The sequence below is a fragment of the Halorubrum xinjiangense genome (assembly GCF_900102375.1).
In the GTDB taxonomy this organism is placed as follows: Archaea; Halobacteriota; Halobacteria; order Halobacteriales; family Haloferacaceae; genus Halorubrum; species Halorubrum xinjiangense.
The window spans coordinates 1-24,411 of the sequence record NZ_FNBO01000019.1 but is presented as its reverse complement, the minus strand read 5'-3'; the positions used below and the strand labels follow the sequence as shown (position 1 = coordinate 24,411).

Sequence of the window (24,411 nt, the reverse complement as noted above, 5' to 3'; positions counted from 1 at the left end):
CCAACCCTAGGATTCCGTAACCGTGGACGACGCCATCGAGTGGCTGCGGGACCGCCCATTCTACGAGGGACAGATCGCCGACCACCGGCGGATCCCGGCCCGCGAGCCCGAGTTCGCGGACGTCGACCTCGAACCGCGGCTCGCCGGCGCGCTCGCGGACCGCGGGATCGACCGGCTCTACCGCCACCAGGCCGACGCGATCGAGGCGGTCCGCGGCGGCGACGACGCCGTGCTCGCGACCGAGACGGCCAGCGGCAAGTCGCTCGCGTACACCGTCCCCGCCTTCGAGGCGGCGATGGATCACGGCGGACGCACCCTGTATATCGGCCCGCAGAACGCGCTGATCGCGGACCAGGAGGAGTCGCTGTCGGCGCTCGCCGCGGACCTCGGCTTCGGCAGCCGCGTCTCGGTCGACTCCTACACCGGCCGGCTCTCGCAGTCAGAAAAGCGGGACGTACGCGACCGCCGGCCGACCGTCCTCCTCTCGAACCCGGACATGCTCCACTACGCGCTGTTGCCGTACGCCGGGCGCCTGTGGGACTGGTTCTTCTCGTCGCTGGAGTACGTCGTGATCGACGAGGTCCACAGCTACCGCGGCGTGTTCGGCTCGCAGGTCGCGTTGACTCTGCGCCGGCTCGCGCGGACCTGCGAGCGGTTCGACTCGTCTCCGCAGTTTGTCTGCTGTTCGGCGACGATCAACAACCCCGTCGACCACGTCGCGACCGTCACCGGCCGCGACCCCGCCGGGATACGGCTCGTCGACGAGGACGCGTCGGGTCGGGGGCCGCGCGACTGGGTGCTGTGGAACCCGCCGGAGTACGACGACGACTGGGCCGAGCGCGGCAGCGGCCGCCGGAAGTCGAGCCACACGGAGAGCAAACGGCTGTTCGTCGACCTCGTCACCGCGGGCCAGCAGACGCTGGCGTTCACGCGGGCACGTCAGACCGCGGAGCAGTACGCGACCGACAGCGCGAGCGACCTCCGGGAGCGGGGCGAGCGCGACCTCGCGGGGAAGGTAGGCGCGTATCAGGCGGCGCTCACCGACGACCGGCGCCGCGAGATCGAGGCCGACCTCCACGCCGGCGACCTGCGCGGCGTCTGGTCGACGAGCGCGCTCGAACTCGGCGTCGACGTGGGCGGGCTCGACGCGGTGGTGCTCGACGGCTATCCCGGCACGCGCATGTCCGCCCACCAGCGAGCCGGTCGAGCGGGCCGCGGCGACGACCCCGCCCTAGTCGTGATGGTCGGCGGCGAGGACCAGCTCGACCAGTACCTGATGCGGAACCCGAGCGACTTCTTCGACGCGCCGCCGGAGGACGCCATCTGCGACCCGGAGAACGGCCAGCTCATGCCCGGCCACGTCGCCTGCGCGGCCGACGAGAACTGGCTCGCGCCCGCGGACGAACGCTTCTTCGGCGACTCCTTCCCGGGCGTGGTGGCGGACCTGACGGACGAGGGCGTGCTGAACCGGCGCGAGGCCGCGGCGGGCACACGCTGGGTCCACGCCGGGGGGTCGAGCCCGCAGCAGTCCGTGAACCTCCGCACCGCCGAGGAGCGCGAAATCTCGCTGATCGAGCGGTCGAGCGGCGAGACGGTCGCGACGCTCGGCTTCGCCGACGCGCTTCGCGACGCCCATCCGGGCGCCATCTACCACCAGCAGGGCCGCACCTACGAGGTGGTCGAACTCGACCTCGACCGCGATGTCGCCGAGCTCCAGCAGTCGTGGGCCGACTACTACACGCAGGTGCGCTCCGACAAGGACATCGTCGTGAACGAGGACCTCGTCGAGCGCGCGCTCTCGGCGCGCGAGGACGTGCCCGTCCGCTTCGCGGACGTCACGGTCACGGAGCAGATCACGGGGTTCGTGCGGAAAGACGCCGCGACGGGCGAGTCGCTCGGCGAGTCGACGCTCGACCTCCCGGAGACGACGCTGCGCACGAAGTCGCTGTACTTCCCCGTGCCCGAAGACATCGAACGCGAGATGCGGCGCCTCGGCGACCCGCTCGGGGATGCGGACGCTGGCGACCCGGAAGTCAGCGCGGACGGCGGCGAGACGCCCGATAGCGAACCCGACGCGGACGACGCCGCCGACGGCGAACCGATCCCGGGCGGCGAGTACGCGTTCAACGGCGGCATTCACGCCGCCGAACACGGGATCATCTCGCTGTTCCCGTTCCACCTGCTCTGTGACCGCGCCGACGTCGGCGGCATCTCGACCCCGCACCACCCCCACACCGAGGGGCCGGCGGTGTTCGTCTACGACGGCTACCCGGGCGGCGTCGGGCTCACTCGGCGCGGCCACTTGCGGATCGAAGAGCTGATGACCCGGACGGCGCGGCTCATCGACACCTGCGACTGCGAGGGGGGTTGCCCGGCCTGCGTCCAGTCGCCCCACTGCGGCAACGGGAACGATCCCCTGGCGAAGGCGCCCGCCGTCCGCCTGCTCGAATCGCTGACGGGCTCGGGCGCGGACTCCTGACCACGCCCACCCAAAGCTCCTTGGCGCCGGGCACCGACGCCTCCCTCCATGGAGTTGGACCTCGACGACGCCGCGGATCCGGCGGCCAGGGCGATGGAGTGGCTCGTCCTCGGCGCGGCGTACTTCCTGCTCCTCCTCTTTCTCATCGGCGTGTTCGACCTGTTCGTCTCGCTGTACCGCCTCCTCGTCACGGGCGACTTCACCGACCCGGTCGAGGTCGTCGCGCTGCTGGACAGCGTCCTCCTGTTGCTCATCATCGTCGAGGTCCACCGGACGCTGGTGGCGTACGCGCGCGGCCAGCCGGTCCTCCGGATCGTCGTGAGCGCCGCCATCATCGCCGTCTCGCGGCGCGTGATCAGCTTCCGGCTGGAGGACTACGGCACGGGCGACGAGGCGCTGCTCGCGGCCGCGGCGCTCGGCGTGTTGATCCTCTCGCTCACGCTCGGCTACTTCCTCCTCGACCGGGTGAGCGTCCCGGGGCGCCTGGAGCTCTGACCGGAACGCCGACCCCGACCCGACCTTCGATCCCGGTGGTTTCACGGTGGACGCGCCCGTGTCGATCCCATGGAGCTGTTCTGGCACCGACGGGACCTCAGAGTCGCCGACAACGTCGGGCTCGCGGCCGCGGCGGGGACCGACGCCGGTGACGGCGCGGGCGACGACGATCGCGCGGACGACGAAGCTCGCGGAGACGACGCCGACCGGGGGCCCGCCGCGCCCGTCTTCGTCTTCGACCCGGACGTCCTCGACCACGCGAGCGACGTGCGAGTCCGCCGCCTGCTCGACGGGCTCGCCGCGCTCCGCGAGGACTACCGCGAGCGCGGGAGCGACCTGCTCGTCGCGCGCGGCGACCCCGAGGCGGTTCTCCCGCGGCTCGCGGAGGCACTCGACGCCGAGCGCGTCGTCTGGAACCGCGACTACTCCGGGCTCGCCCGCGAGCGCGACGCGGGGGTGCGGCGCGCGCTCGCCGCGGTCGACGTCGCGCGCGAGGCCCACCACGACGCGGTCCTCCACGACCCGGACGCCATCCGGACGAACGCCGGCGATCCGTACTCGGTGTACAGCTACTACTGGAAGAAGTGGACCGACCGCGCGAAAGAGGACCCGGCCCCCGCGCCGACCGGCGAGGGGCTCGTCGGCGCCGATCGGCTAGCCGAGGCGGTCGACGCCGTCGACTGGGGCGACTCGGCCGACGCGGTCGCGGACGGGGGTGGCGCCGATCAAGGAGGCGGCGCCGACGCTGGAATTGTCACCACCGATGCCTCCGTTGGCGACCTGCCGACCCCCGGCGATCTCGGCTTTTCGGAGCCGGACGCCGCGGTCGGGCCCGCGGGGACCGCCGCGGCCCGCGAGCGCCTCGACACGTTCCTCGACGAGGCGGTGTTCGCCTACGAGGCCGAGCGCGACTACCCGGGCCGGGAGGCGACCTCCCGGCTCTCGGCGTTCCTCAAATACGGCGAGATCGGCGTCCGGGAGGCGTACGCGGCGACCGAGGAGGCGATGGTCGAGGCCGAGTCGGACGCCCGGCCCGACGACGCCCCTGAGCAGGTCGAGGAGTTCCAGGGCCAGCTGGCGTGGCGGGAGTTCTACACGCAGGTGCTCTTCCACAATCCCGAGGTGGTGACGGAGAACTACAAGACGTACGAGGAGGGGATCGAGTGGCGAGACGACCCCGAGGAGATAGCCGCCTGGAAGCGCGGCGAGACGGGGTATCCGATCGTCGACGCCGGGATGCGCCAGCTCCGCGAGGAGGCGTTCATGCACAACCGCGTCCGGATGATCGTCGCCTCGTTCCTGACGAAGGACCTCCTCGCCGACTGGCGCCACGGCTACGACCACTTCCGTGAGCACCTGGCCGACCACGACACCGCCAACGACAACGGCGGGTGGCAGTGGGCGGCCTCGACTGGGACCGACGCGCAGCCCTACTTCCGCATCTTCAACCCGATGACGCAGGGGGAGCGCTACGACCCCGACGCCGAGTATATAAAGAAATACGTTCCAGAACTCCGCAACCTCGACGCCGACCTGATCCACGGGTGGCACGAGCTGTCGCCCACCCAGCGCGCGAATGCGGCGCCGGAGTACCCGTCGCCCATCGTCGACCACTCTGAGCGCCGGGAGGCGGCGCTAGCGATGTACAAGCGCGCGCGCGGCGAGGATCCGGACGAATAAGCAGACTCTGTCGAGAGACGCCGTATCGCTGTGACGACTAATACCATCAAAGCCCCAGTCGCGAGGACTCGATTCGCTCGCTGCGGTCCTCGATCGCTCGCGCCGCTCGCTCTCTGCGGTCCTTGCGTCGCGCGTCTTCGTCCTCGCGACTGCCCCTTTGAGTCCCACCCTACACCGCACGGAACCGCAGCCTCAAACCTCCCCAGCCTCGTCGGTGGTCCTCCGCTTCGCTCCGGACCACCGACTCCCTCGCACGCGCGGTTCGCGCCCGGTGGGCGCTCACCGGCGCGCGCCACCGCACCTCGATTTCTATTTAAAACAGCGCCTCGCTCTCGTCGAGGACGCGCGCCGGACCGCCGACCTCCCAGACGTCGGTGTCGATGCCGATCTCGGCGATCCGGCTCTCGACCTCGTCGACGTGGTCGGCCAGGGTGTTCACGTACACCGACGCGCCGGTGTCCGTCGAGAAGTAGACGGGGACGCCCGACTCCCGGAGCTCGCGGACCGCGTTGAACACCGCGATCGTCTCGGGCTGCCAGTACACCCACCCCGCGGGGCCGGTCATCGTCGTAGCCGTCAGGGAGAGCGAGTCGTGCTCGGCGGTTTCGAAGATCCGATCGAAGTCGCCCGCGCGGAGCGCGTCGGTCATCTCGACCAGCTGGTCTTGAACGTGCGCGGTCCGCGCCTGCATCATGTGGCTCGCGGCGGCCTCGCGGTGGGCCTCCTCCGTCTCTTTATAAGCGGGGACATGCGCGGCGACGATCCGGAGGTCCTCCTCGGGGTCGAACCCGTCCTCGCTCACGCCCACGTCGAGGCGGTACGAGCGGCAGTCCTCGTCGTTGAGTCCGGCTTCGAGCCGCGAGTACGCGCCCGTGACGGAGCGTGCTGCGGAGGAGGACCCGCGGCGGGCAATCGTGGAGACTTCGGGCAGGGAGCGGTCGAGTCCCGTGGCCTCCACGAGGGCGAGCGCGGCGGCCGCGAACCCCGACGAGGAGGAGCCGAAGCCGATGTTCGACGGGAAGGAGTTCTCGCTTTCCAGCCGCACGGCCGCGTCGACCCCGGCCAGTTCGCGGACGTGGTCGACGACCATGTCGATGCGCTCGGCGGCGCGACCGTCGACTTCCTCGCCGCCGATGACGTAGGCGTCTTCGCTCGCGTCGGGCTGCCACTCGACGGTCGTCGTCGTCGCGGTCGGCGCGGTACAGAGGCTGATGCTGTCGTGGTACGGGAGTCGCAGTTCCTCGTCGCGCATCCCGTGGTACTTGACGAGCCCCTGGATCGGGTGGGCTCGCGCGGTGGCCTTGCCGGTCATACCTCGGGAAGCGTCCGGCGGGGGATTAGTCGTTGCGATGAGCGGGAGGAAAGGGACGCCCGTCGACGAGCGCTCAGTACGTCTCGACGTCGAGGCCGTCGATGCGCCCGAAGTGCTCGTGATTGCGGGTCACGACCGGTTCGTCGTTCAAAAGCGCCGTCGCCCCGATGATACAGTCCTCTCTGTCGATCTCCTCACCTCGGGCGCGAAGCGAGCCGGAGATCTTCCCGGCCGTTCGCATTACGGTGTCGTCGGCGACGACCGCGTGGCGCGTGTCGAGTACGTTGAGAATCGCTTGTCGGCGCTCTTCGGGAGCGTTCAACTGTGGAACCGCCTCGTACAGTTCGAGCACCGTTAACGAGGAGATCTTCTCGGGGCGATTCTCCCGTTCGATGAGATCGAGGTATCGGACTGCGTCCCGGTCGTCGTGTAGAACGTCGATGACGAAGGTCGTGTCCTCGATCATTCGTCGCTCCGAACGTCCGAATCGAGGCGCTCGCGCCGATCGCGAGAGCGTGACCGCCCCTCCTCGACGAGGGATTCGAGTTCGTCGGCCTCGTCCTCCGAGAGGATCCCGGCGACCTCGGTCCACGACCGCTCGCCGGCGATCCGCTTGACCACGTCGGAAAACGACTCTCCCTCCCGCTTGTGCGATTTGAGCCGCTCGTAGGCTTCCTCATCGAGCGAGATCGTTTTCGTCGACATTACAGTACATAGTTACGTGTGTATATTTATAAATCTCAACGACGATCTCCGCTCGTTTCGTACGCTTCCGTCCCCACCACGGCGACGCGATCGAGGGGAACCCTTTTTGACCGGTCGGCGGGTACTCCGCGCCATGACCGAGTACACCGTCGAGTTCGTCGGCACCGGCGAGACGATCGAGGTGGCCGACACGGAGACGATCCTCAGCTCCTGTTTCGACGAGGGGGTCGCACAGGAGTACTCCTGCCGCGTCGGGATGTGTCTCGCCTGTTCCGCCGAGATCGTCGAGGGCGAGGTGACCCAGCCCGCGGCCCGCGGCCTCACCGACGAGGAGGCCGAGGAGTACGCGCTCACCTGTATGGCGCGGCCGCAGTCGGACCTGAAGCTCGACCGCGGGAAGTACCCGCCGAGCATCGAGGACGACGCAGCGGTCTCCGCGGGCGAGGGCGACGGCGCGGGCGGCGCAGACGGTGCGGCCGCGGACGACGACTGAAAAATCCGCTTTTTCGACCAGGGAGGTCAGTACGGCACCGCATACAGCGCTATCGCGAGGAACGGGATCAACGCGATCAGCATCGCGATGGCGTAGCCGAACATCTCGCGCGCCTTCACGTTCGTGATGGCGAGCAGCGGCAGCGCCCAGAACGGGTTCAGCAGGTTCGTGTGCGCGTCGCCGACCGCGTACGCGATGGTCGCCTGCCCGTAGGGCACGCCGAGCTCTTGGGCGGCCTGAAGCACCGACGGGCCGACGACGAGCCACTCGCCGCCGCCGGAGGGGACGAACAGGTTCGCGACGGAGCCGACGACCCACGCGACGACGGGGTACGTCGCCGCCGTCGACACTTCGAGCAACCCCTCGGCGAGCAACAGCGCTAGCCCGGAGCTGGCCATGATCCCCTGAATGCCGGCGAAGAAGGGGAACAGCAGGACGATGCCGGCCGCCGCGCCGGCGGCGTCGTTGAACCGGTCGCGGTAGTACGCCGGTCGCTGGTAGATGAGCAGGCCGGCGAAGAGGAAGCTGAAGTTGACGGCGTTCAGTGTGAACGCGTTGAGTCCCTGCCCGGTGAACTGGAGCGCGACGATGGCGACGCCCGACAGCGCGACCAGCCCGCCGATGATCCGGCTGTTGTTCAGCCGCTCGGCGGGGACGTCGTCGACGTCGGCGGGCGGCTCGTCGACCGGGTCCGCGGCGTCGGCGGCGTCGGTGCCGCCATCCGCCGCGGAGTCAAATAGGTCCGCCTCGTCGACGTACTCGGTGATCCCCTTCGCGCGGCCGCCCGAGGGCGCGAGGACGTACAGTACCACGCTCGCGAAGACGATGGAGAGCGCGGTGAGCGTGAGCGCGTACGGGTGGAAGATGGTCTCGGCGGCTGGCACCGTCGACGTGAGGAAGTCGAACCCGGTCCCCTCACCGATGTTGTTCGCGTCGGTCAGCTGGAGCGGCGCGGAGCCGGAGATGCCCCAGTGCCAGGTCAGGCCGAGCCCCATGTACCCGGCGACCGCCAGCAGGGGGTAATGAACGTTGATATCCTTCCGGTGGGCGACCTTCCCCATCTCGCGGGCGAAGATGGCGCCCATGATGAGGCTGAACCCCCAGTGGACCCACGCCAGCGACATCGAGATGAACCCGACGAACGCGGCGGCCTGCGCGCCGGAGTTCGGAATCTCGGCGAGCCGCTGGAGGACCGCGTTGACCCGCGGGTGGTACGCGATGACGAACCCGGTCATCAGGATGAGCACCATCTGCATCGAGAATCCGAGGAACGCCCAGAAGCCGCCGTACCAGAACTCCAACAGTTCCACCGGTCCCGAGTCCGTGGCTATCAGTCCGGCCACGTAGACGATATACGTCAACAGGATGGCAAAAACGAACGGACTCGGCATCCACCGTTCGACGGCCTCTGACATTCGAAACCCGATACGTTCGATAACGCCTGCCTCGTCACTCGCTGCCATACACGCCGTATCCAGTATCCTACAGTATAAATAATGGGATACGGTCGTAGCGGCTGACACGTTTCCGTTCGCGCTCGACGACGCCAATCCGCGGTCGACGACGCCCGTCCGCCGCCGGCGGTACGCTACTCGACGCGCTCGAAGCGGTGCCGCACCACGTCCGCGTCGTCGTCCCAGTCGAAGTTACCGCCGTGCGCGCGGACCATCCGCTCTTTGTACGCCTCGAGCGAGGGGGACCCCTCGCGTTTCGCGTCCTCGTCGGTCATGTCCCCGAGCGTGCGCTCGGTGACCTCGATCAGTTCGAAGGCGACGCCCTCTATCTCGAACGTGTCGCCCGCCTCGCCGTATCGGTTCCCGCGGTGGAGCTGCGTCACGTCACCGTCGAGGGCGGCCTGTTTCACGCGGTCGTTCGGTAGCAGGTCGGCTGGGTCGTTCTCGGACATGTCGGGTCGTTGGGTCCGGATCGATTTATAAGCGCGGCCCCGGGGCAACGGCCGGAGCGCGTGCCAACCGTCCCCGCGTTCTACGAATCTCGAAAACGCCGGTCGCAGGGATCGACACGGACGTGAACACCCGTTTCGACGGCCGAGCCGAGGGATTCAAGATACTGCCGAGTCCCATCTCAGACGATGCGACAGGACCACCTCATCACCGCGACCCAGCTCTCGCGGGATGACATCGAGGCCGTGCTCGACCGGGCCAGAGCGGTCGCCGACGACCCCGCCGCGTACGCGGACCGGCACGCCGGCCGCGTGCTGGCGCTCTGCTTTTTCGAGCCCAGCACGCGCACCCGGATGAGCTTCGACAGCGCGGCCAAGCGCCTCGGGATGAACACCATCGACATGGGCGACGTCGACTCCTCGTCCGTCTCGAAGGGGGAGTCGCTCTCGGACACCGTCCGCGTCATCGAGGGGTACGCCGACGCCCTCGTCCTCCGGCACCCCAGCGAGGGCGCCGCGACGCTGGCCGGCGAGCGCGTCGACGTCCCCGTGGTCAACGCGGGCGACGGCGCGGGCCAACACCCCTCCCAGACGCTCCTCGATCTCCACACGATCCGCGAGGACCACGGGCTCGACGACCTCACGATCGGGATCATGGGCGACCTGAAGTACGGGCGGACGGTCCACTCGCTGGCGGCCGCGCTCACGGAGTTCGACGCCAACCAGCACTTCATCAGCCCCGAGTCGCTGCGGCTCCCGCGGTCGGTCCGGTTCGACCTCCACGAGACGGGCGCGCAGATCCGCGAACACGAGGAGCTCGAGCCCGTCCTCGACGAGCTCGACGTGCTGTACGTCACCCGGATCCAGAAGGAGCGCTTCCCCGACGAGAACGAGTATCACCGCGTCGCGGGCGAGTATCGGATCGACGCCGAAACGCTCGATGCGGCCGCGGACGACCTCACAGTCATGCACCCGCTCCCGCGCGTCGACGAGATCGCGCCCGACGTCGACGAGACCGACCACGCGCGCTACTTCGAGCAGGCGCACAACGGGATACCGGTGCGGATGGCGCTGCTCGACACCCTCCTGAAGAACGCGAACCCCGACGGCGACGAGGGGACGGAGGTGGACCGATGAGCGACCACGAGCTCCGCGTCTCGAAGATCCGCGACGGCACCGTCATCGACCACGTCGAGGCGGGGCAAGCGCTGAACGTCCTCGCCATCCTCGGCATCGACGGCTCCGAGGGGTTCGGCGTCTCCGTCGGGATGAACGTCCCCTCCGACCGCCTCGGCCGCAAGGACATCGTGAAGGTCGAAGACCGTGAGCTGTCGCAGTCCGAGGTCGACGTCCTCTCGCTCATCGCGCCCGAGGCGACGATCAACATCGTCCGCGACTTCGAGGTCGTCGAGAAGAACCGCGTCACCCGCCCCGACGGCGTGACGGGCGTCCTTTCCTGTCCGAACCGCAACTGTATCACGAACGCCGACGAGCCGATCGAGACCCGCTTCGACGTCGTCGCCGACGGGGTACGCTGCGACTACTGTGCGACGATCCTCCGGGCCGACATCGCTGAACACATCGACGTGTGAACTACCCCACCCTACTCAGCCACTGGCGTGGCTTCGTTGAGGGTGGGGCTTCCTGTTTCCACGACGCGCTTTGCAGACACCGAGATAGTGTCCGTAGGGAGCGCAGTCTCCACAGGCGTAGATTCGGGCCATCCCAGCCCTAGTTCAGAAAAACCGCGTTGCAGTACGTTCATCGCCGCGTTCGCGTCACGGTCGGCTTCAAATCCACAACTGGGACACGAGTGTTCTCGTACCCAGATGGGTTTGGCCGTCTCCACACCACACTTCGCACATTCTTTCGTCGTTCCTCTCGCTTCGACTTCCACCACGTGTGTCCCGTACAGCTCACCCTTGTATTCGAGTAAGGTAATGAACTGTCGCCACGCAGCATCTTGCTTGTTCCGCGCGTTCCCGTCGGCCTGAAGCATCTCAGCAACCTTCAGATCTTCCACGAACACCGCATCGTACTCTGTGACGAGCCACGTCGTGAGCTTGTGCTGGTAGTCCAGCACCTTCTGGCGGATGTGGCGGTTGACCTTCGCAACCGTTTCGCGCTGGTTCTCGTAGTTGTTCGACCCGTGTTCCTTCTGCGAGAGCTTTCGCTGCTCTCGACGGAGGCGATCGTACTCGTCTTCGAGGTCGAGCCAGTTCACGGTTTTGCCGTCCGACGTGTGGATGTAGTTCAGGATGCCGAGGTCGATACCTACGCTATTACTGGTATCAAGCTTCTCCACGTCCGGTTTCTTGGGTAGGTCTACCTCGTCAGTTTCGAGACCGAAAGAGACGAACCACTCGCCGGTCGTCTCTTTTTTGATGGTAACTTCTTTGATGGCTGCTTCGTCGGGGATCTCGCGGTGGTAGCGGAGTTTGATATCACCGATCTTAGAGAGCCAGAGCGTCGCATTGCGACCACTCGTGTTTTTGAGTTCGAAGCCGGACTGCGAGTACGTCATGCTCTGGTAGTCTCTGGGTGCTTTCCACGTGAGTTTCCCGACCGTGTTCCCGTTCTGTTTCTGTTCGGAGAGTCCGGTGAGGTTCTGGTGAATCGCCTCGGGGTCAAGCCCCGAGGCTTCCCGTTTCCACGACATGACTTGCAGACACGGACTCGAAGTGAGTCGTGTCCGTAGCGGTCACAGTCTCCACGGGCGTGTCTTCGGGCCATCCCAGCCCTAATTCAGCAAAGCCTCTCTGCAGGACGTTCATCGCCGCATTCGCGTCCCTGTCTGTCTTAAATCCACACGACGGACAGGAGTGTTCCCTGACCCAGATGGGTTTCACTGTCTCCATACCGCACGACGCGCATTTTTTGCTCGTGCCTCGGGCTTCGACCTGCACGACGTGACTGCCGTACAATTCTGCTTTGTACTCGAGCAGGGTGATGAATTGTCGCCACGCCGCATCCTGCTTGTTTCGAGTGTTGTGCGACTGTTCAAGCATCCCCTTCACGTTCAGGTCTTCGACGAATACGGCGTCGTACTCGCGGACGAGCCATGTCGTTATCTTGTGCTGATAGTCCAGCACCTTCCGACGAATCCGACGCTTGACTTTGGCAACTTCGACTCGTTGTTTCTCGTAGTTGTTCGACCCCTTCTCCTTCCGAGATAATTTACGCTGTTCGCGTCCGAGTCGCTCGTAGTCGTCTTCGAGGTCGAGCCAATCCACGGTTTTGCTGTCGCTAGTGTGGATGTAGTTGAGTATTCCGAGGTCGATGCCGACGCTGTTGCTCGCGTCCAGCGATTCCACGTCGGGTTTTTCGGGGAGATCGGCGTCGTCGGTTTCGAGGCCAAAGGAGACGAACCACTCGCCAGTCGTCTCTTTCTTGAACGTGACCTCTTTGATGATGGCGTGGTCAGGAATCGGCCGGTGGTAACGAATTTTTACCCAACCGATTTTGCTGAAGCGGACGTACGCGAACCTGTCTTGGCCCCTGTTTTCATCGAGGTCGAAACCAGACTGGTTGTACGTGACGCTTCGATAATCGGTGGGTGCTTGCCGCTTGAGCCGACCAACGTTGTACCCCTTCTCTTTCTTTTTGCGAAGATTCGAGAGGTTACGGTGAAAGCGAGCGACGGTGGCTTGGGCGGCCTTCGAGTGTAGTTTACCGAAGACGGGCCACTTTCGCTTCCAGCAGGGAAGTTTGTTGTTCTGGTCGTACTCACTCGGCTTATTATCTTCCGGGGCTTGTTCGTAGTCCCAGCGGACGTGGTTGTAGAGCTGGCGATGAACATCTAGATGGAGTTCCAGCCCAGCCGCTACCTCTTGTGTCGGGTAAGCGTGGTAGCGGTGACTGTGTTCCATCGCTGTCTATTGATTAGTGAGGTGTTCATTTAGTGGTTTGTATCACGAGTTGTCGGCTTCATCCCCGAGGTCAAGCCTCGGGGTATTCGCCTTGTCCGCCGATAAAACCGAGTGACGGTTCGTTGGAGAGCCTTCGAATTAACGTCCGAGAAGACGGGAAACTCGGTTTTCCAGTCGGGGAGTCGGGAGTGGTGTTTGTACGCGGAACCGATGTCGTCGGCGTCTGTGTTTTCGTACTCGTACAGGGTGTAGTTGTACGCTTGGCGATGAACGTCGATGTGGTAGTCCAGTTGCTCCGCTACCTCTTGTGTTGGGTAGGCGTGGTAGCGGTGACTGTACTCCATCGCTGTCTCTTGATTTGAGATGTGTCGATTTAATGGTTTATACTGGTGTGCGGCGATTCATCCCCTCCCTACTCGCTCGTGGAGGAAGGGGCATTCTCGCCTCAATTTTGGTAAAACGCCGACCGACGTGAGCCGTCGACTTCTGATCTGTTCTCGGTCCGGTAAGTTTTAGCGCCCGCCGCCCGAACGCGTTGGTATGAGCAAGAAAGTCAAGCTCGTCCTCGTGCTGTCGCTCGTCGCGCTCGCGTACTTCCTCTTCGCCGGTGACAAGCAGCCGGTCGAAGTCGAGTAGCTGCGCGGCGCCGCGCTCGCGCCCTCCGTGAGCCGCGTCGACCGGTGAGCCGCATTGGCCTCCGAACCGCTTCGCGCGTCGACCGCTGAACCGCCTCGCACGTCCGTCGCGTCCGCGGTCGACCACCGCGATACCGTCCGTTTTTACCGACCTATCCCGTAGCCGGGGCCATGTACGGGGTCGTCACGCGCAACGCCGACGAGGTCGAGATGGAGCCGTTCGACCTCGGCTTCTACGAGGTCAAAGACGTCACCGGCCGGGCGGCCGAGCCCCTGCCGAACGCCGTGAACATGGTGTCGTGTTTCGGCGACAACGCCGCCGCGAGCGAGAACGACGACCTCGTCCCCGTCGACGAGCGCGGCGAGCCGGCGACCCGCGACCGTGACTACTTCGACTGGGCGTACATCTGCCCGACGCACCCGGAGTACCGCGAGGGGCTCATGGAGATCATCGCGGACTGCGCGGCCGAGAACGGGGACGTCCGCCTCGACGACGTCGGGTTCCCCCGCGAGGGGTTCTGTCACTGCGACCGCTGTGAACGCCGCTTCGCCGAGAGCGACCGCGACGACTTCGCGGACTGGCGCGCGGACGTCATCACCGAGTTCGTCGCCGAGGCGGCCGAGCTGGTCCCGGGACGGCTCCTGCTCACGCTGTACCCCGACCCCTACCCCGACCACCTCTACGAGCGCGCCGGCCTCGACGTGGACCGGCTCGCCGAGCACGTCGACGAGTTCGTCGTCCCGCTGTACGACACGGAGTACGCGACGACCTACTGGCTGGAGTCGATCGCCCGCGGGTTCCGCTCGCGGCTCGGCGGCGACTACGACCTCCACGGCGCGCCGCCGGAGGCCCCGTTCTCGCTGGAGCTGTACGCGGTCGACGTCGACGTCGACGACCTGATCCACGCGACCGAGGTCGCCGAGACGTACGCGAAGGACGTGTTCTTCGGTTACGACGCGAACAACGCGGCCGCCGCGCTTCGCCGGAAGGACGCCGACTCGCGCGACGGCGAGGTCCACCGGCCGGACTGACGAGCGTCAATCCCGCGCGGCGACGTGAACGAGGGTTTATGAGTGACGGCGGCCGAGACCCACGTGACCGGCCGCCGGCGTGCGACATAACCGGTCGTCTCGCGTTCGCGCGAGGCGGTCGCCTTTCAACGTCCGCGCCGTAGCGGCGGTCACTCTACACCGTTGAGCCGTCGGCTCGTCCCCGCTCGGACGGACTCACCTATCGACTTCGCCCATGATCGTATCCAGGCTCCCCAGCGACGCGATCAGGTCCGGGATCGACTCGCCCTCGGCCATCTCGGGGAGCGCTTGGAGGTTCGAGAACGACGGCCCGCGGATCTTGAACCGGGCGGGCTCGTCCGTCCCGTCTGCGCGGATGTAGATGCCGAGTTCGCCTTTCGCGGCCTCGACCGCGCGGTAGATCTCCGCGTCGTCGTCCGGGCGAATCGTCCGAGGGACGTTCGCTTGGACGGTCCGTTCGTCCTCGGGCCACCCGTCGAGCAGGTCGACACACTGCTCGACGATCCTCGCGGACTCCTCGACTTCCCGCATCCTGACGAGCAGCCGGCTGTAGTTGTCGCAGCCGTCCTCGGTCATCACGTCCCAGTCGAGCTCGTCGTAGTAGCCGTACGGGTCGTCGCGACGCAGGTCGTAGTCGACGCCCGACCCCCGGAGGACCGGGCCGGTCGTCCCGTACTCCTTTGCGACCGCCGGCGGGAGGACTCCCGTGTCGACGGTTCGCATTTGGAGGATCTCGTTTCGCGTCAGGAGGTCGTGGTACTCCTCGAGGCGACGCGGGAGGCCGTCGAGGTACTCGCGGATCGTCGAAAAGAATTCCTCGCGTGGCTCGGGGAGGTCCCACGCGACGCCGCCGAGCCGGAAGTAGTTGAACATCAGCCGCTGGCCCGTCAGATCCTCTACGATGTCCTGAACGCGCTCACGCTCTTGAATGGCGTACATGAACGTCGCGGTGAAGTCCCCGATCACGTCGAGCGCGTACGCCCCCATCGCCAGCATGTGCGAGAGGATCCGACTGAACTCCGCGGCCATCGTGCGGACGACCTGCGCGTACTCGGGCACCTCGATGTCCGCGAGGTCTTCGGCGACCCTGGCGTACGCCCACTCGTTGAGCAGACCGCCGCCGCCCCAGTCCCAGCGGTCGGGGTACGGCATTATCTGATGTCGGTACGTGCCCGACTGGGCCATCTGCTCTTCGCAGCGGTGGATGTAGCCGATGTCGGGCTCTACGCCGACGACGTCCTCCCCGTCGAGGGTGACCTGGAGGTGGAGGACGCCGTGGGTCGCCGGGTGGTGCGGCCCGATGTTGAGGAGCATCGTGTCGCTCCCGGTCGCCGTCGACGACCCGGGCTCGACAGGCTCGTTCTCGGAGAGCGCGGCTATCTGCGGCTGATCGTCGTCGTAGTCCGCCGAGAGGGGGTGGCCCTGCCACGTCTCTGGGAGGAGTATCCGCCGGAGGTCGGGGTGGTCGTCGTAGCGGATCCCGACGAGGTCGTACGCCTCGCGCTCGTGCCAGTCGGCGGTGCGGAACACCGGTGCGGCCGACTCCGAGACAGGATTTCCTTTGTCGGCGGGGACGACGACGCTGACCTCCCGAGTCGGGTCGTCGTACGAGCGCAGGTGGTATATCGACTCGTAGCGCCCCTCGTACTCCTGTGCCGTGACGCAGGCGAGGTGGTCGTATCCCGCGTCGTCCCGCAGCGCGGAGAGCGCCTCCTGAACCGCGTCGGGGCGGACTCGGGCGGCCGGGGCGTTCAGATGTTCCTCACGTGCCGTGACAAGCTCGCGGATCGACGAGAACGGGCCGGCCGTCTCCTCGTCGTCGCGGTCGCGCAGCAGCTCCGTCGACATATCAGGAGACACGCGGGCTCGCGACCCGAGGCTTCTGCCGGCTCAGTACGGGCATTTATAAGATCGCCCTCGTCACTGCTTGACGTGAAGTACGTGCGGCTCGAACTCCGGTACCCGCCGGCCCTTATCCACCCCATACATCGGCTCGTCGACGAGTCGGACGCCATCGAGCGGGACGTGCTCCTTCACGGCAGCCTCTTCGACGAGACGGCCGACACGTTCCTGTTCTACGTCGAGGGGGACATCGACGTGTACGCCGACGCGTTGCGGTCCGTCGACCGCATCCGGGAGTTCGAGATCACTCGGATCGACGAGAGCGGGTACTACGTGTTCCTCACCCAGCGACGCGACACCGTCGACGAAGCGATGTTCGAGTCGCTCCGGCGGACCGGCGTCGTCGTGGTCCCGCCGATCGACTTCCGTCCCGACGGGGTCGCGCGCCTGACGGTTCTCGGGGAGCACGGACCGCTCCGGGACGCGCTCGTCGAGCTTCCGAACCGGATCGAGAGCGAGGTCCTCCGAATCGGCGAGTACGACTGGCGGCAGCACCTCTTCGATCCGGGGCTGACGGACCGGCAGTTCGACGCGCTCGCGGCCGCCGTCGAGTGCGGCTACTACGAGTCCCCGCGAGCGGCGTCGATCGAGGAGGTCGCCGACCGGATCGACGCCGCGCCGAGTACCGCGTCCGAACACCTCCGGAAGGCCGAATCGGCGATGATGAACGCGTTCATTGAACTGCGCGACGTGGCCTGATCGAGCGGACGGGTGACGGCGTACCTGGGCGACGACGACGCGCCTAGTGAACCGTCCGGTCGTCGCTCGTGTCGATGTCCTCGATCGGGTCGGCGTTGCCGAAATCGGGCGTCGGACCGTCGCCTGGCTCCGCCCAGTCGACCGCGTTCCGAAGCACCTGCCGGACGTCCTCGTCGTAGTAGACCGGGTAGGTTTCGTGGCCCGGGCGAAAGTAGAACACCTTCCCGCTCCCGCGCCGGTAACAGCAGCCGGAGCGGAACACCTCCCCGCCCTCGAACCAGGAGGTGAAGACGAGCGTGTCGGGCGCGGGGATATCGAACCGCTCGCCGTACATCTCGGCCTCGTCCAGCTCGATCCGCTCGCCGATCCCGTCCGCGATCGGGTGGCTCGGTTCGATCGTCCACAGCCGTTCTCGCTCGGCCGCCTCGCGCCACTTCAGCGAGCAGCTGGTCCCCATCAATCTTTTAAAAATCTTCGAGTAGTGCGCGGAGTGGAGCGCGATGAGGCCCATCCCGTCGAGAACGCGTTCGTGGACGCGGTCGACGACCGCGTCGCGCACCTCGTCGTGGGCGGCGTGGCCCCACCAGACGAGCACGTCGGTGTCGTCCAAGATCGTCTCAGTGAGCCCGTGGTCCGGCCCCTCGTCGAGGGTCGCGGTACGGACCTCGTGGCCGCCCTCGCGGAGCGCGTCCGCGATGACGGCGTGGATCCCGGTGGGGTAGACGTCGGCGACGACGTCGCTCTCGCGCTCGTGTCGGTACTCGTTCCAGACCGTGACGCGTGCCATACGCCGCGTGGACGCCGGACCGACTTGAGCGCTCGGCCTCGACCCCTCGAGTTGCCGACCGTGTGGGCAGCGGTTCAGGCGGTCGCTTCGACGTCGGCGAGCCGACCGGCCAAGTATTCCGCGATGGAGACGGCTTCCTCCTCGACGAACCGCGCGAGCTCCTCGCCGTCGGGGGACTCGACGACGACCGTCGGGATCAGTTCGATGTCGTACTCCGCGACCAGTTCGCCCTCCTTGCCGTCCGGCCCCTTCGTCACCGGGTACGCCTCAATCCGGTCGTCCGGGACGCCGGCGGCCGCGAGCGCGGCGCCGAACTCGGGCAGTTGTCGCTGGCAGTCGCCGCACCAGTCGCCGCCCCACACCTTGAAGACGTAGTCGTCGTCGGCGAGCGCTTCTACGACGGAATCGTCGAACGCGTCCGCGTCGAGGTCGGCGGCGGGCGCGAGCGTTTCGAGTGTCATACGCGCTCTTGGTTGCCGAGACAGGTAAACGGCGCGTCGGTGGCAAGACGAAGTCTCGTTCGTTCGCGACAGGAACGCCCCCGAAGCCCCAGCCGCTCGGCCGTACGATGGTGGCGCTTATAAATAGCCGATCGAGACGAACACCACCGAAGCCCCAGCCGCGAGGCGGGCGCACGCTCGGGGCGGTCCTCGCTCGTTCGCTTCGCTCACTCGCTGCGGTCCTGCCGTCGCCTGCGCCCGCCTCGCGCCTGCCCCTTCGAATCCCGCCCCCTACCGCACAGCAACCGCACCTCACACCTCCCCAGCCTCGCGGTTCGCTCGGGGCTCCGGGCGGTCGCCCCTCACTCACCGCGTCCCTCGCGCGTGCGACTCGCGGCCTACGGCCGCTCGTCGGCACGCGCCGCCGCGTCTGTTCAGGTGTCCGGCCACCGTTTATAAGCGAACGCGGCAGCCGCGTTGTTGTTTATAAACAGATACGACCGTCGCGGCCGACATCGATTGCCGGAGTCCGCGGGGCCTTTGGGTCGCGACCGCCTCGTGTCGCGTAATGGACGACGACATTCTGTCGACGCTCGGCTCGCCGCTGGTGCGGGTCGACGCGCCCGCGGGAACCGCGGTGGCGGCGAAAGTCGAGTCCCGGAACCCGGGCGGCTCGGCGAAGGACCGCCCCGCGCTGTACATGGTCGAGGCCGCCGAGGAGGCGGGCGAGATCGAGCCGGGCGACCGCATCGTCGAGCCGACCTCGGGCAACACCGGCATCGGCCTCGCGATGGTCGGCGCGGCGCGCGGCTACGACGTGACCCTCGTGATGCCCGAGGGAAAGTCGATCGAGCGCCGCCGGCTGATGAAGGCGTACGGCGCGACCGTCGAGCTCGTCGACGGCGACATCTCGGCCGCGAAGGACCGCGCGGACGAGCTCGAAGCGGAGCCCGACACCGTTCAGCTCCGCCAGTTCGAGAACCCCGCGAACCCGCGCGCGCACTACGAGACGACGGGGCCGGAGATACTCGATCAGGTCGGCGACCGCACCGTTGACGCGTTCGTCGCCGGCGTCGGCACCGGCGGTACGCTCTCCGGGATCGGCCGCCGCCTACGCGAGGCGTTCCCGGACGTCCGGATCGACGCGGTCGAACCCGCCGACAATGCGGTCCTCTCCGGCGGAGAGCCAAGCGTCGACGACTTCCAAGGGATGGGACCGGGGTTCGTCTCGCCCAACCTCGACGTCGACCTGATCGACGAGGTCCACACCGTCGAACTCGATGCCGCCGAGGCCGAGTGCCGCCGACTCGCCCGCGACGAGGGAATCCTGGTCGGCCAGTCGTCGGGCGCCTCGAACCTCGCGGCGAAGGACGTGGCGGCCGAACTCCGCGAGAGCGGTCAGTTCGCCGGCGAAGAGCCGCTCGTCGTCACCGTCTTCTGGGACAGCGGCGAGCGCTACCTGACGGCGGGCACCTTCGACGGACCGGACGAGGCGTGAACGCCGGGCTCCGCGGCCACCCGGGAGTTGATTAGCGTCCGGTGCGCAGGTCGCCCGTGAACACGCGCGCAGAACCGGCGGCGGAAGACGAGGAGTCGGGAGACCGATCCGACCCCCCGGACCGCCGCTTCGACGGGCCGTGGCTCGCCGCGCTCGCGGCGACCGTCGGAGCGTGGACGCTATTGTACGCTCTCGACTGGGCGTTTCTGACGCCCGAGACGCCGCTCGGTGCGAGCATCGGCTTCGCGCACGGCTACCTGCTCGCGCCGCTGGCGACCGCGACCATCCTGCTCGACGCGCTCTCGCTCGCCGAGCGGCGCGTCGTCGACCTCGGCGTTTTCAAGTGGGTCTACGCGCTCGCCGCGCTCCCCGCGCCGCCGGTCGCCGCCGTCTACTACGCGCACCGCGAGTGGCTGAAACCCGACGACGCGGCCCTTCTCGGAGGACCCTGATGCCGGCCGGCGAACCACCCGGCGAGTCCGCGGACGACGCCGGCTCGACGACAGGCTCGACGACTGACTCGGCGTCCGACTCGGCGACCGGTGCGGTCAACGCGCTCGTCACGGCGCCCGAGAGCGGCGCGCCGCCGGTCCGCCGCGACGCGGTCGAGATCCGGCCGGACGGCGTCGAAGGCGACCGCTACCGGAGCGGCGACGGCCACTTCCAACTCGACGCCTGCGCGGTCACCCTCGTCGCCGCGGAGGCGCTCGCCGCGGTCCGCGAGGAGACCGGCATCGACGTGACCGACGGCCGCCACCGTCGGAACGTCGTCGTCGGCGGCTTCGGCGCCGAGCTGGACGCGCTCCTCGACGCGACCGTCGCGGTCGGCGACGCCCTGCTACGCCCGACCCGGAGACGGCCTCCCTGCGCGCACGTCGAGGAGCTCGCCGGCGAGGACGGACTCGCGTCGGCGCTGCGGAACCGCGGCGGGCTCTGCTGTGACGTGGTCGAACCCGGTCGCGTCGCCGTCGGCGACGCGGTGCGGATCCGCGAGGCCGACCCCCGGACCGCCGGCGCCGCGATCGCGGAGCGGCTCGCGGATCAGGAGTGAATCGCAGACCGAAGAGGTACCGCGGACCGAGAGTGAATCCCCCGACCGCTCGCCGGGAGAGGACGGTTTATACGGGTCGCGCGCGACGGCGGAAACGAGACGTGAACCGCGCAGTCGACGCCGTGGCCGCTCGGACGCCGTTGCCGTCGGGGAGCGCGAGCCGACCGTCGACGGGCCGATTGTCGACGAGCCGACCGGACCCGGGTGCGCGGAGGCGGCGGTCGGCGTGAACTGGCGCTACCGCCACACGGTGTTGACGCTGTGTATGCTCGCCTTCTTCGTGACGTACTTCGCCCGGCTGGCGATCAGCCCGGTCGTCCCCCTCATCATCGACGACTTCGGGGTCTCGAACACGGCGGTCGGGGTCGCGCTCTCCGGCATGTGGTTCGCCTACGGGCTCTCGCAGTTCCCGAGCGGCATCCTCGCCGACCGCTACGGCGAGCGTCGCGTGATCTTGGTCGCGGTCGGCGGAACGACGTCGATGAGCCTCCTGCTCGCCGTCGTGCCGGTCTTCCCCGCGTTCGTGCTGGCCGCGGTGCTCCTCGGGCTCGCAGCGGGGCTCCACTACGCGGTCGCGACCACGCTGCTCTCGCGGACGTTCGACGACCTCGGCACCGCGGTCGGGATACACTCGCTCGGCGGCCCGCTGGCGGGACTCGTCGCGCCGGTCGCCGCGACGTGGGTCGGCTTCCGCTACGGCTGGCGCCCGGGGGTCGCGCTGGCCGCGCTCGTCGGCGTCCCCATCTTCGTCCTGTTTGCGCGGCGGGTCCGGCCGACCGAGCCGCGGCGCCCGGACCAGCCGATGGCGGAGCGGCTCCGCCTCGGCCCGCTACTCGAACTGGTCGGCCGACGCGAGATCCTCGTCCCGCTCGCGGTCGCGACGCTCGGCACGTACGTCGCGCAGGGCGTCATCTCCTTCCTGCCGACGTTTCTCGTCGAGCTCCGGGGGTACTCGCCCGCGTTCGCCGGCGGCGTCTTCTCGGCGTTTTTCGTCGTCCGCGCGGGAGCACAGGTCGGGCTCGGCCGGCTCTCCGACCGGCTGGGCCGCGACGCGAGCATCGCCGCGGCGCTTTCTGCCGGCGCGCTCGGCCTCGGCGGATTGGTCGCGCTCCCCGACCTCGTCGACCTTCCGCTCGCGGTCGGGCTGCCCGCGCTCCCGCAGATCGCCGGGCTCGGCGTCGCCGTGTTCCTCGCCGGGCTCGGCTCCTCGTTCTTCTCGGCCATCGACCCGCGCTTTATGGACGCGCTCGGCGACGCGGAGCGCGGCGCCGGATTCGGACTGATCCGGACCGTCTACACGGTGATCGGCTCGGCCGGCTCCGTCGGCGTCGGCCTCGTCGCGGACCTCTTCGGCTGGGCCGCGTCGTTCACGGTCATCGCCGGCCTGTCGGGGCTCGCGTTCCTCGTCATCTCGGCGAACGCGCTCGTCGGGGAGAGGCGGTGACCGAGGCACCGCAACCGGTTCCGGAGCGCGGCGTGCGAGGCACTCCCGTGCGACCCGAACGTTCGAGTCCGCCCGGAGCGAAGGCAGGGTATGTACGACTACCACGCCCACACGAACTACTCGGACGGGGCGTTCCTGCGCTGGATGGTCGAGGCGGCCGCGGACGCCGGGCTCGACGGGATCGGGTTCGCCGACCACTGCAACGTCTCGCCGGAGTCGACCGCGCGCCGCTACAAGCGCGCGTTCGGGTTCAACCTCGATCTCACCTACGAGCGGCGCCGCGAGGCGATCGAGGCGGTCCGCGAGGACGTTGACGTCGACGTGTTCGACGCCGTCGAGATGGACTACGATCCCGCCCACGAGGCGGCGATCGCCGAGTTTCTCGACGACGCAGGCTTCGATTACGCCGTCGGCAGCGTCCACGAACTCGACGGGGCGAACGTCCATACGCGCTCGCATTTCGCCGACAAGCCGGAGTCCGAGCGCAGAGAGTTAGTCGACCGGTACTTCGAGAAGCTGGTCGCCTTGGTCGAGTCGGAGCTGTTCGCGATCGCCGCGCACCCGGACCTGATCGAGCGTAACCCGCACCTCCGCGGGTTCGCGACCGAGGACCACTACGCCGCGGTCGCCGACGCGTTCCGGAACTCCCGGACTGTCCCGGAGATCAACGCCGGCCGCCTGCTCGACGACTACGGGGAGTTCCACCCGTCGCCCGCGTTCCTCGACCGACTCGTCGACGCCGGGATCGAGGTGACTGTCGGGACCGACAGCCACGACCCGGACGCGATCGCGCCCCGTGTGCGAGAGATCGAGGCCGAACTCGACCGGCGCGGGATGGAGGCGGTTCGGCTCGACCAAGTGGTGGAAAGAGCCTGACGCGATCGGCTATCGTGCTGGACGAACTTTCGCGTCTCGTCATTCGATCTCAAAACAGCGGTGTGAATCGGCCGGTACGTCGGGGTGAATCGGCCGGTACGTCGGGGTGGTCCGCTGAACGGAGACGAGACGCGCTGTGGTAGCGCCGCTCAATCGAGCAGTCACTCGTCCGTGACGATGACCGCGCCGCGCATCCCGAACTCGTTGTAGACCGTGTCCCCTCGGAAGTCGGTGACCTCGAAGGGTGCCCCGTGGGGCGTGCAGTAGTAGAGGTAGGTACCCGGCTCGTCGAACGTGACCGAGTAGGTCAGCCCCGGCTGATAGACGACGCCTTCGGGGTTCTCGAAGAGGGGGCCGTTCTCGTTCTCTTTCAGCGAAACGACGTTGTGCGGGATGGGCGGGAATCCCTCAGGGTACTCCGCCCAGGTCCAGATGACTTCTGTCCCGGGCGAGACCTCGACGGCTACGGGAGCGAAGGCGACCGGGAGCATGGAGGGAAAGCCCGGAAGTTCGACGTCCGTCATCGCGCCGTTGACCACGTCGACGGTGTTCTGCCCGGTCATATCGACAACGCCGTCGGCCCAGACCGGGGAGGGCTTGTACAGCGCCGGTTCGTTCAGGAAGGCCCCGACGCCGTTCCCGTTGCCGAAGTTGTTGCCCTTCCGTTCGGGCTTAGCCCCGGCTGCGGTACCAGCGCCGAGGGCGGATACCAGGGAAAATGCCCCTACGGACTTCAGGACGCTACGGCGACCGAACGTGGATGGTACTGATGGTTCCATGATTATACAGATTCGAGGAGAATACCTGCGGCTTTAGCCGCAGGATGAATCCGACAGAACTCTACACGAACCACTGTCCGGTGGTATCCCCGAGTTTCCAAAGTCCGCAGTTTCAAGTGGTGTCAATTCGTATCTGAGGGTAAGGTCAGGTCGGAACGGAGCGATTCCGAACGGCCTTCGGAGGCGGCCTCGCCGCCGCTAATGAGACAATATCCGAAACACCAACACGGTGAACGCGAATGCCAGAAGCGTTCGTCTGTGCCTGTTGGTCGAGCAAGCCCAAAGATACCTCCAAGTCCGTCGAAGTGTCGGCGACTCCCTGCTGGCAAAAA

The 24,411-nt window shown here is 67.5% G+C and carries 24 protein-coding genes and 1 pseudogene; 13 read left to right on the top strand and 12 right to left on the bottom strand.

Features of this window, described 5'->3' with window-relative positions:
- The first annotated feature begins 22 nt into the window (after positions 1 to 22).
- From F3H13_RS15320 to F3H13_RS15310, 3 genes are all read left to right on the top strand, one after another.
- On the top strand, positions 23 to 2,479 hold the full coding sequence (locus F3H13_RS15320) for a DEAD/DEAH box helicase (RefSeq protein ID WP_149799864.1): 2,457 nt from the start codon (positions 23 to 25) through the stop codon (positions 2,477 to 2,479).
- 48 nt (positions 2,480 to 2,527) lie between these two features.
- On the top strand, positions 2,528 to 2,974 hold the full coding sequence (locus F3H13_RS15315) for a phosphate-starvation-inducible PsiE family protein (protein ID WP_149799863.1): 447 nt from the start codon (positions 2,528 to 2,530) through the stop codon (positions 2,972 to 2,974).
- A 69-nt stretch (positions 2,975 to 3,043) separates the two neighbouring features.
- Positions 3,044 to 4,654, top strand: a complete 1,611-nt coding sequence (locus F3H13_RS15310) for a cryptochrome/photolyase family protein (protein ID WP_149799862.1) — start codon at positions 3,044 to 3,046, stop codon at positions 4,652 to 4,654.
- A gap of 313 nt (positions 4,655 to 4,967) precedes the next feature.
- Here F3H13_RS15310 and mvaD read toward each other — a convergent pair whose 3' ends face one another.
- The 3 genes from mvaD to F3H13_RS15295 all read right to left on the bottom strand — a co-directional run bounded on the left by mvaD (position 4,968) and on the right by F3H13_RS15295 (position 6,671).
- Positions 4,968 to 5,966 carry a phosphomevalonate decarboxylase MvaD gene (gene mvaD / locus F3H13_RS15305; RefSeq protein WP_149799861.1) on the bottom strand — a complete coding sequence of 333 codons (999 nt, stop codon included), beginning with the start codon at positions 5,964 to 5,966 and terminating at the stop codon, positions 4,968 to 4,970.
- A gap of 73 nt (positions 5,967 to 6,039) precedes the next feature.
- Positions 6,040 to 6,432: a PIN domain-containing protein gene (locus F3H13_RS15300; RefSeq protein ID WP_149799860.1), complete on the bottom strand. Its 393-nt coding sequence runs from the start codon at positions 6,430 to 6,432 to the stop codon at positions 6,040 to 6,042.
- Entirely contained in the window at positions 6,429 to 6,671 is a 243-nt protein-coding gene (locus F3H13_RS15295; RefSeq protein ID WP_007993051.1) for an antitoxin VapB family protein, read from the bottom strand. The genes F3H13_RS15300 and F3H13_RS15295 overlap by 4 nt, the downstream gene beginning before the upstream one ends.
- A gap of 133 nt (positions 6,672 to 6,804) precedes the next feature.
- On the opposite strand from F3H13_RS15295, the gene F3H13_RS15290 reads away from it, so the two are divergent.
- Positions 6,805 to 7,164 (top strand): 2Fe-2S iron-sulfur cluster-binding protein, encoded by a 360-nt coding sequence (locus F3H13_RS15290; RefSeq protein ID WP_149799859.1) that lies wholly within the window; start codon positions 6,805 to 6,807, stop codon positions 7,162 to 7,164.
- Between the two features lie 26 nt (positions 7,165 to 7,190).
- Here F3H13_RS15290 and F3H13_RS15285 read toward each other — a convergent pair whose 3' ends face one another.
- Together F3H13_RS15285 and F3H13_RS15280 are read right to left on the bottom strand one after the other, a co-directional pair.
- On the bottom strand, positions 7,191 to 8,627 hold the full coding sequence (locus F3H13_RS15285; RefSeq protein ID WP_149799858.1) for a short-chain fatty acid transporter: 1,437 nt from the start codon (positions 8,625 to 8,627) through the stop codon (positions 7,191 to 7,193).
- Between the two features lie 125 nt (positions 8,628 to 8,752).
- A complete protein-coding gene (locus F3H13_RS15280) occupies positions 8,753 to 9,070 on the bottom strand; it encodes an ASCH domain-containing protein (protein WP_149799857.1) in 318 nt (105 codons plus the stop codon).
- A 186-nt stretch (positions 9,071 to 9,256) separates the two neighbouring features.
- Here F3H13_RS15280 and pyrB point away from each other — a divergent pair, with 186 nt between their 5' ends.
- Positions 9,257 to 10,204, top strand: a complete 948-nt coding sequence (gene pyrB, locus F3H13_RS15275; RefSeq protein WP_149799856.1) for an aspartate carbamoyltransferase — start codon at positions 9,257 to 9,259, stop codon at positions 10,202 to 10,204.
- Positions 10,201 to 10,659: an aspartate carbamoyltransferase regulatory subunit gene (gene pyrI / locus F3H13_RS15270; protein ID WP_149799855.1), complete on the top strand. Its 459-nt coding sequence runs from the start codon at positions 10,201 to 10,203 to the stop codon at positions 10,657 to 10,659. The genes pyrB and pyrI overlap by 4 nt, the downstream gene beginning before the upstream one ends.
- Positions 10,660 to 10,670: 11 nt before the next feature.
- On the opposite strand, the gene F3H13_RS15265 is transcribed toward pyrI, so the two are convergent.
- From F3H13_RS15265 to F3H13_RS15255, 3 genes and pseudogenes are all read right to left on the bottom strand, one after another.
- Positions 10,671 to 11,726: an RNA-guided endonuclease InsQ/TnpB family protein gene (locus tag F3H13_RS15265; RefSeq protein WP_223174436.1), complete on the bottom strand. Its 1,056-nt coding sequence runs from the start codon at positions 11,724 to 11,726 to the stop codon at positions 10,671 to 10,673.
- Positions 11,695 to 12,936 (bottom strand): RNA-guided endonuclease InsQ/TnpB family protein, encoded by a 1,242-nt coding sequence (locus tag F3H13_RS15260; RefSeq protein ID WP_149799854.1) that lies wholly within the window; start codon positions 12,934 to 12,936, stop codon positions 11,695 to 11,697. Before F3H13_RS15260 ends, F3H13_RS15265 begins: the two co-directional genes overlap by 32 nt.
- A gap of 56 nt (positions 12,937 to 12,992) precedes the next feature.
- Positions 12,993 to 13,280, bottom strand: a pseudogene (locus tag F3H13_RS15255) (helix-turn-helix domain-containing protein); the annotation flags it as partial.
- 462 nt (positions 13,281 to 13,742) lie between these two features.
- Here F3H13_RS15255 and F3H13_RS15250 point away from each other — a divergent pair.
- On the top strand, positions 13,743 to 14,603 hold the full coding sequence (locus F3H13_RS15250; protein ID WP_149799853.1) for a glycoside hydrolase family 10 protein: 861 nt from the start codon (positions 13,743 to 13,745) through the stop codon (positions 14,601 to 14,603).
- Positions 14,604 to 14,798: 195 nt separating this feature from the next.
- Here the strand turns inward: F3H13_RS15250 and F3H13_RS15245 are convergent, their stop codons facing one another.
- Positions 14,799 to 16,451 carry an NADH-quinone oxidoreductase subunit D-related protein gene (locus F3H13_RS15245; RefSeq protein ID WP_149799852.1) on the bottom strand — a complete coding sequence of 551 codons (1,653 nt, stop codon included), beginning with the start codon at positions 16,449 to 16,451 and terminating at the stop codon, positions 14,799 to 14,801.
- 84 nt (positions 16,452 to 16,535) lie between these two features.
- Here F3H13_RS15245 and F3H13_RS15240 point away from each other — a divergent pair, with 84 nt between their 5' ends.
- Positions 16,536 to 17,204, top strand: coding sequence for a helix-turn-helix domain-containing protein (locus tag F3H13_RS15240; protein ID WP_149799851.1), 669 nt, complete (start codon positions 16,536 to 16,538; stop codon positions 17,202 to 17,204).
- A gap of 43 nt (positions 17,205 to 17,247) precedes the next feature.
- Here F3H13_RS15240 and F3H13_RS15235 read toward each other — a convergent pair whose 3' ends face one another.
- Both F3H13_RS15235 and F3H13_RS15230 read right to left on the bottom strand, forming a co-directional pair.
- Positions 17,248 to 17,991, bottom strand: a complete 744-nt coding sequence (locus F3H13_RS15235) for a ThuA domain-containing protein (RefSeq protein WP_149799850.1) — start codon at positions 17,989 to 17,991, stop codon at positions 17,248 to 17,250.
- Between the two features lie 74 nt (positions 17,992 to 18,065).
- The gene (locus tag F3H13_RS15230) at positions 18,066 to 18,452 is read right to left on the bottom strand and encodes a TlpA family protein disulfide reductase (RefSeq protein WP_149799849.1); all 387 of its coding nucleotides are present in this window, start codon (positions 18,450 to 18,452) and stop codon (positions 18,066 to 18,068) included.
- A gap of 547 nt (positions 18,453 to 18,999) precedes the next feature.
- Here F3H13_RS15230 and F3H13_RS15225 point away from each other — a divergent pair.
- The 5 genes from F3H13_RS15225 to F3H13_RS15205 all read left to right on the top strand — a co-directional run bounded on the left by F3H13_RS15225 (position 19,000) and on the right by F3H13_RS15205 (position 23,300).
- On the top strand, positions 19,000 to 19,929 hold the full coding sequence (locus tag F3H13_RS15225) for a PLP-dependent cysteine synthase family protein (protein WP_149799848.1): 930 nt from the start codon (positions 19,000 to 19,002) through the stop codon (positions 19,927 to 19,929).
- 56 nt (positions 19,930 to 19,985) lie between these two features.
- Positions 19,986 to 20,381 carry a hypothetical protein gene (locus F3H13_RS15220; RefSeq protein WP_149799847.1) on the top strand — a complete coding sequence of 132 codons (396 nt, stop codon included), beginning with the start codon at positions 19,986 to 19,988 and terminating at the stop codon, positions 20,379 to 20,381.
- Positions 20,381 to 20,980, top strand: a complete 600-nt coding sequence (locus F3H13_RS15215; RefSeq protein WP_149799846.1) for an MOSC domain-containing protein — start codon at positions 20,381 to 20,383, stop codon at positions 20,978 to 20,980. The genes F3H13_RS15220 and F3H13_RS15215 overlap by 1 nt, the downstream gene beginning before the upstream one ends.
- Positions 20,981 to 21,206: 226 nt before the next feature.
- Positions 21,207 to 22,424: an MFS transporter gene (locus tag F3H13_RS15210; RefSeq protein WP_149799845.1), complete on the top strand. Its 1,218-nt coding sequence runs from the start codon at positions 21,207 to 21,209 to the stop codon at positions 22,422 to 22,424.
- Between the two features lie 90 nt (positions 22,425 to 22,514).
- Positions 22,515 to 23,300: a PHP domain-containing protein gene (locus F3H13_RS15205; protein ID WP_149799844.1), complete on the top strand. Its 786-nt coding sequence runs from the start codon at positions 22,515 to 22,517 to the stop codon at positions 23,298 to 23,300.
- 161 nt (positions 23,301 to 23,461) lie between these two features.
- Here F3H13_RS15205 and F3H13_RS15200 read toward each other — a convergent pair whose 3' ends face one another.
- Positions 23,462 to 24,079 carry a plastocyanin/azurin family copper-binding protein gene (locus tag F3H13_RS15200; protein ID WP_149799843.1) on the bottom strand — a complete coding sequence of 206 codons (618 nt, stop codon included), beginning with the start codon at positions 24,077 to 24,079 and terminating at the stop codon, positions 23,462 to 23,464.
- Between the last annotated feature and the right edge of the window lie 332 nt (positions 24,080 to 24,411).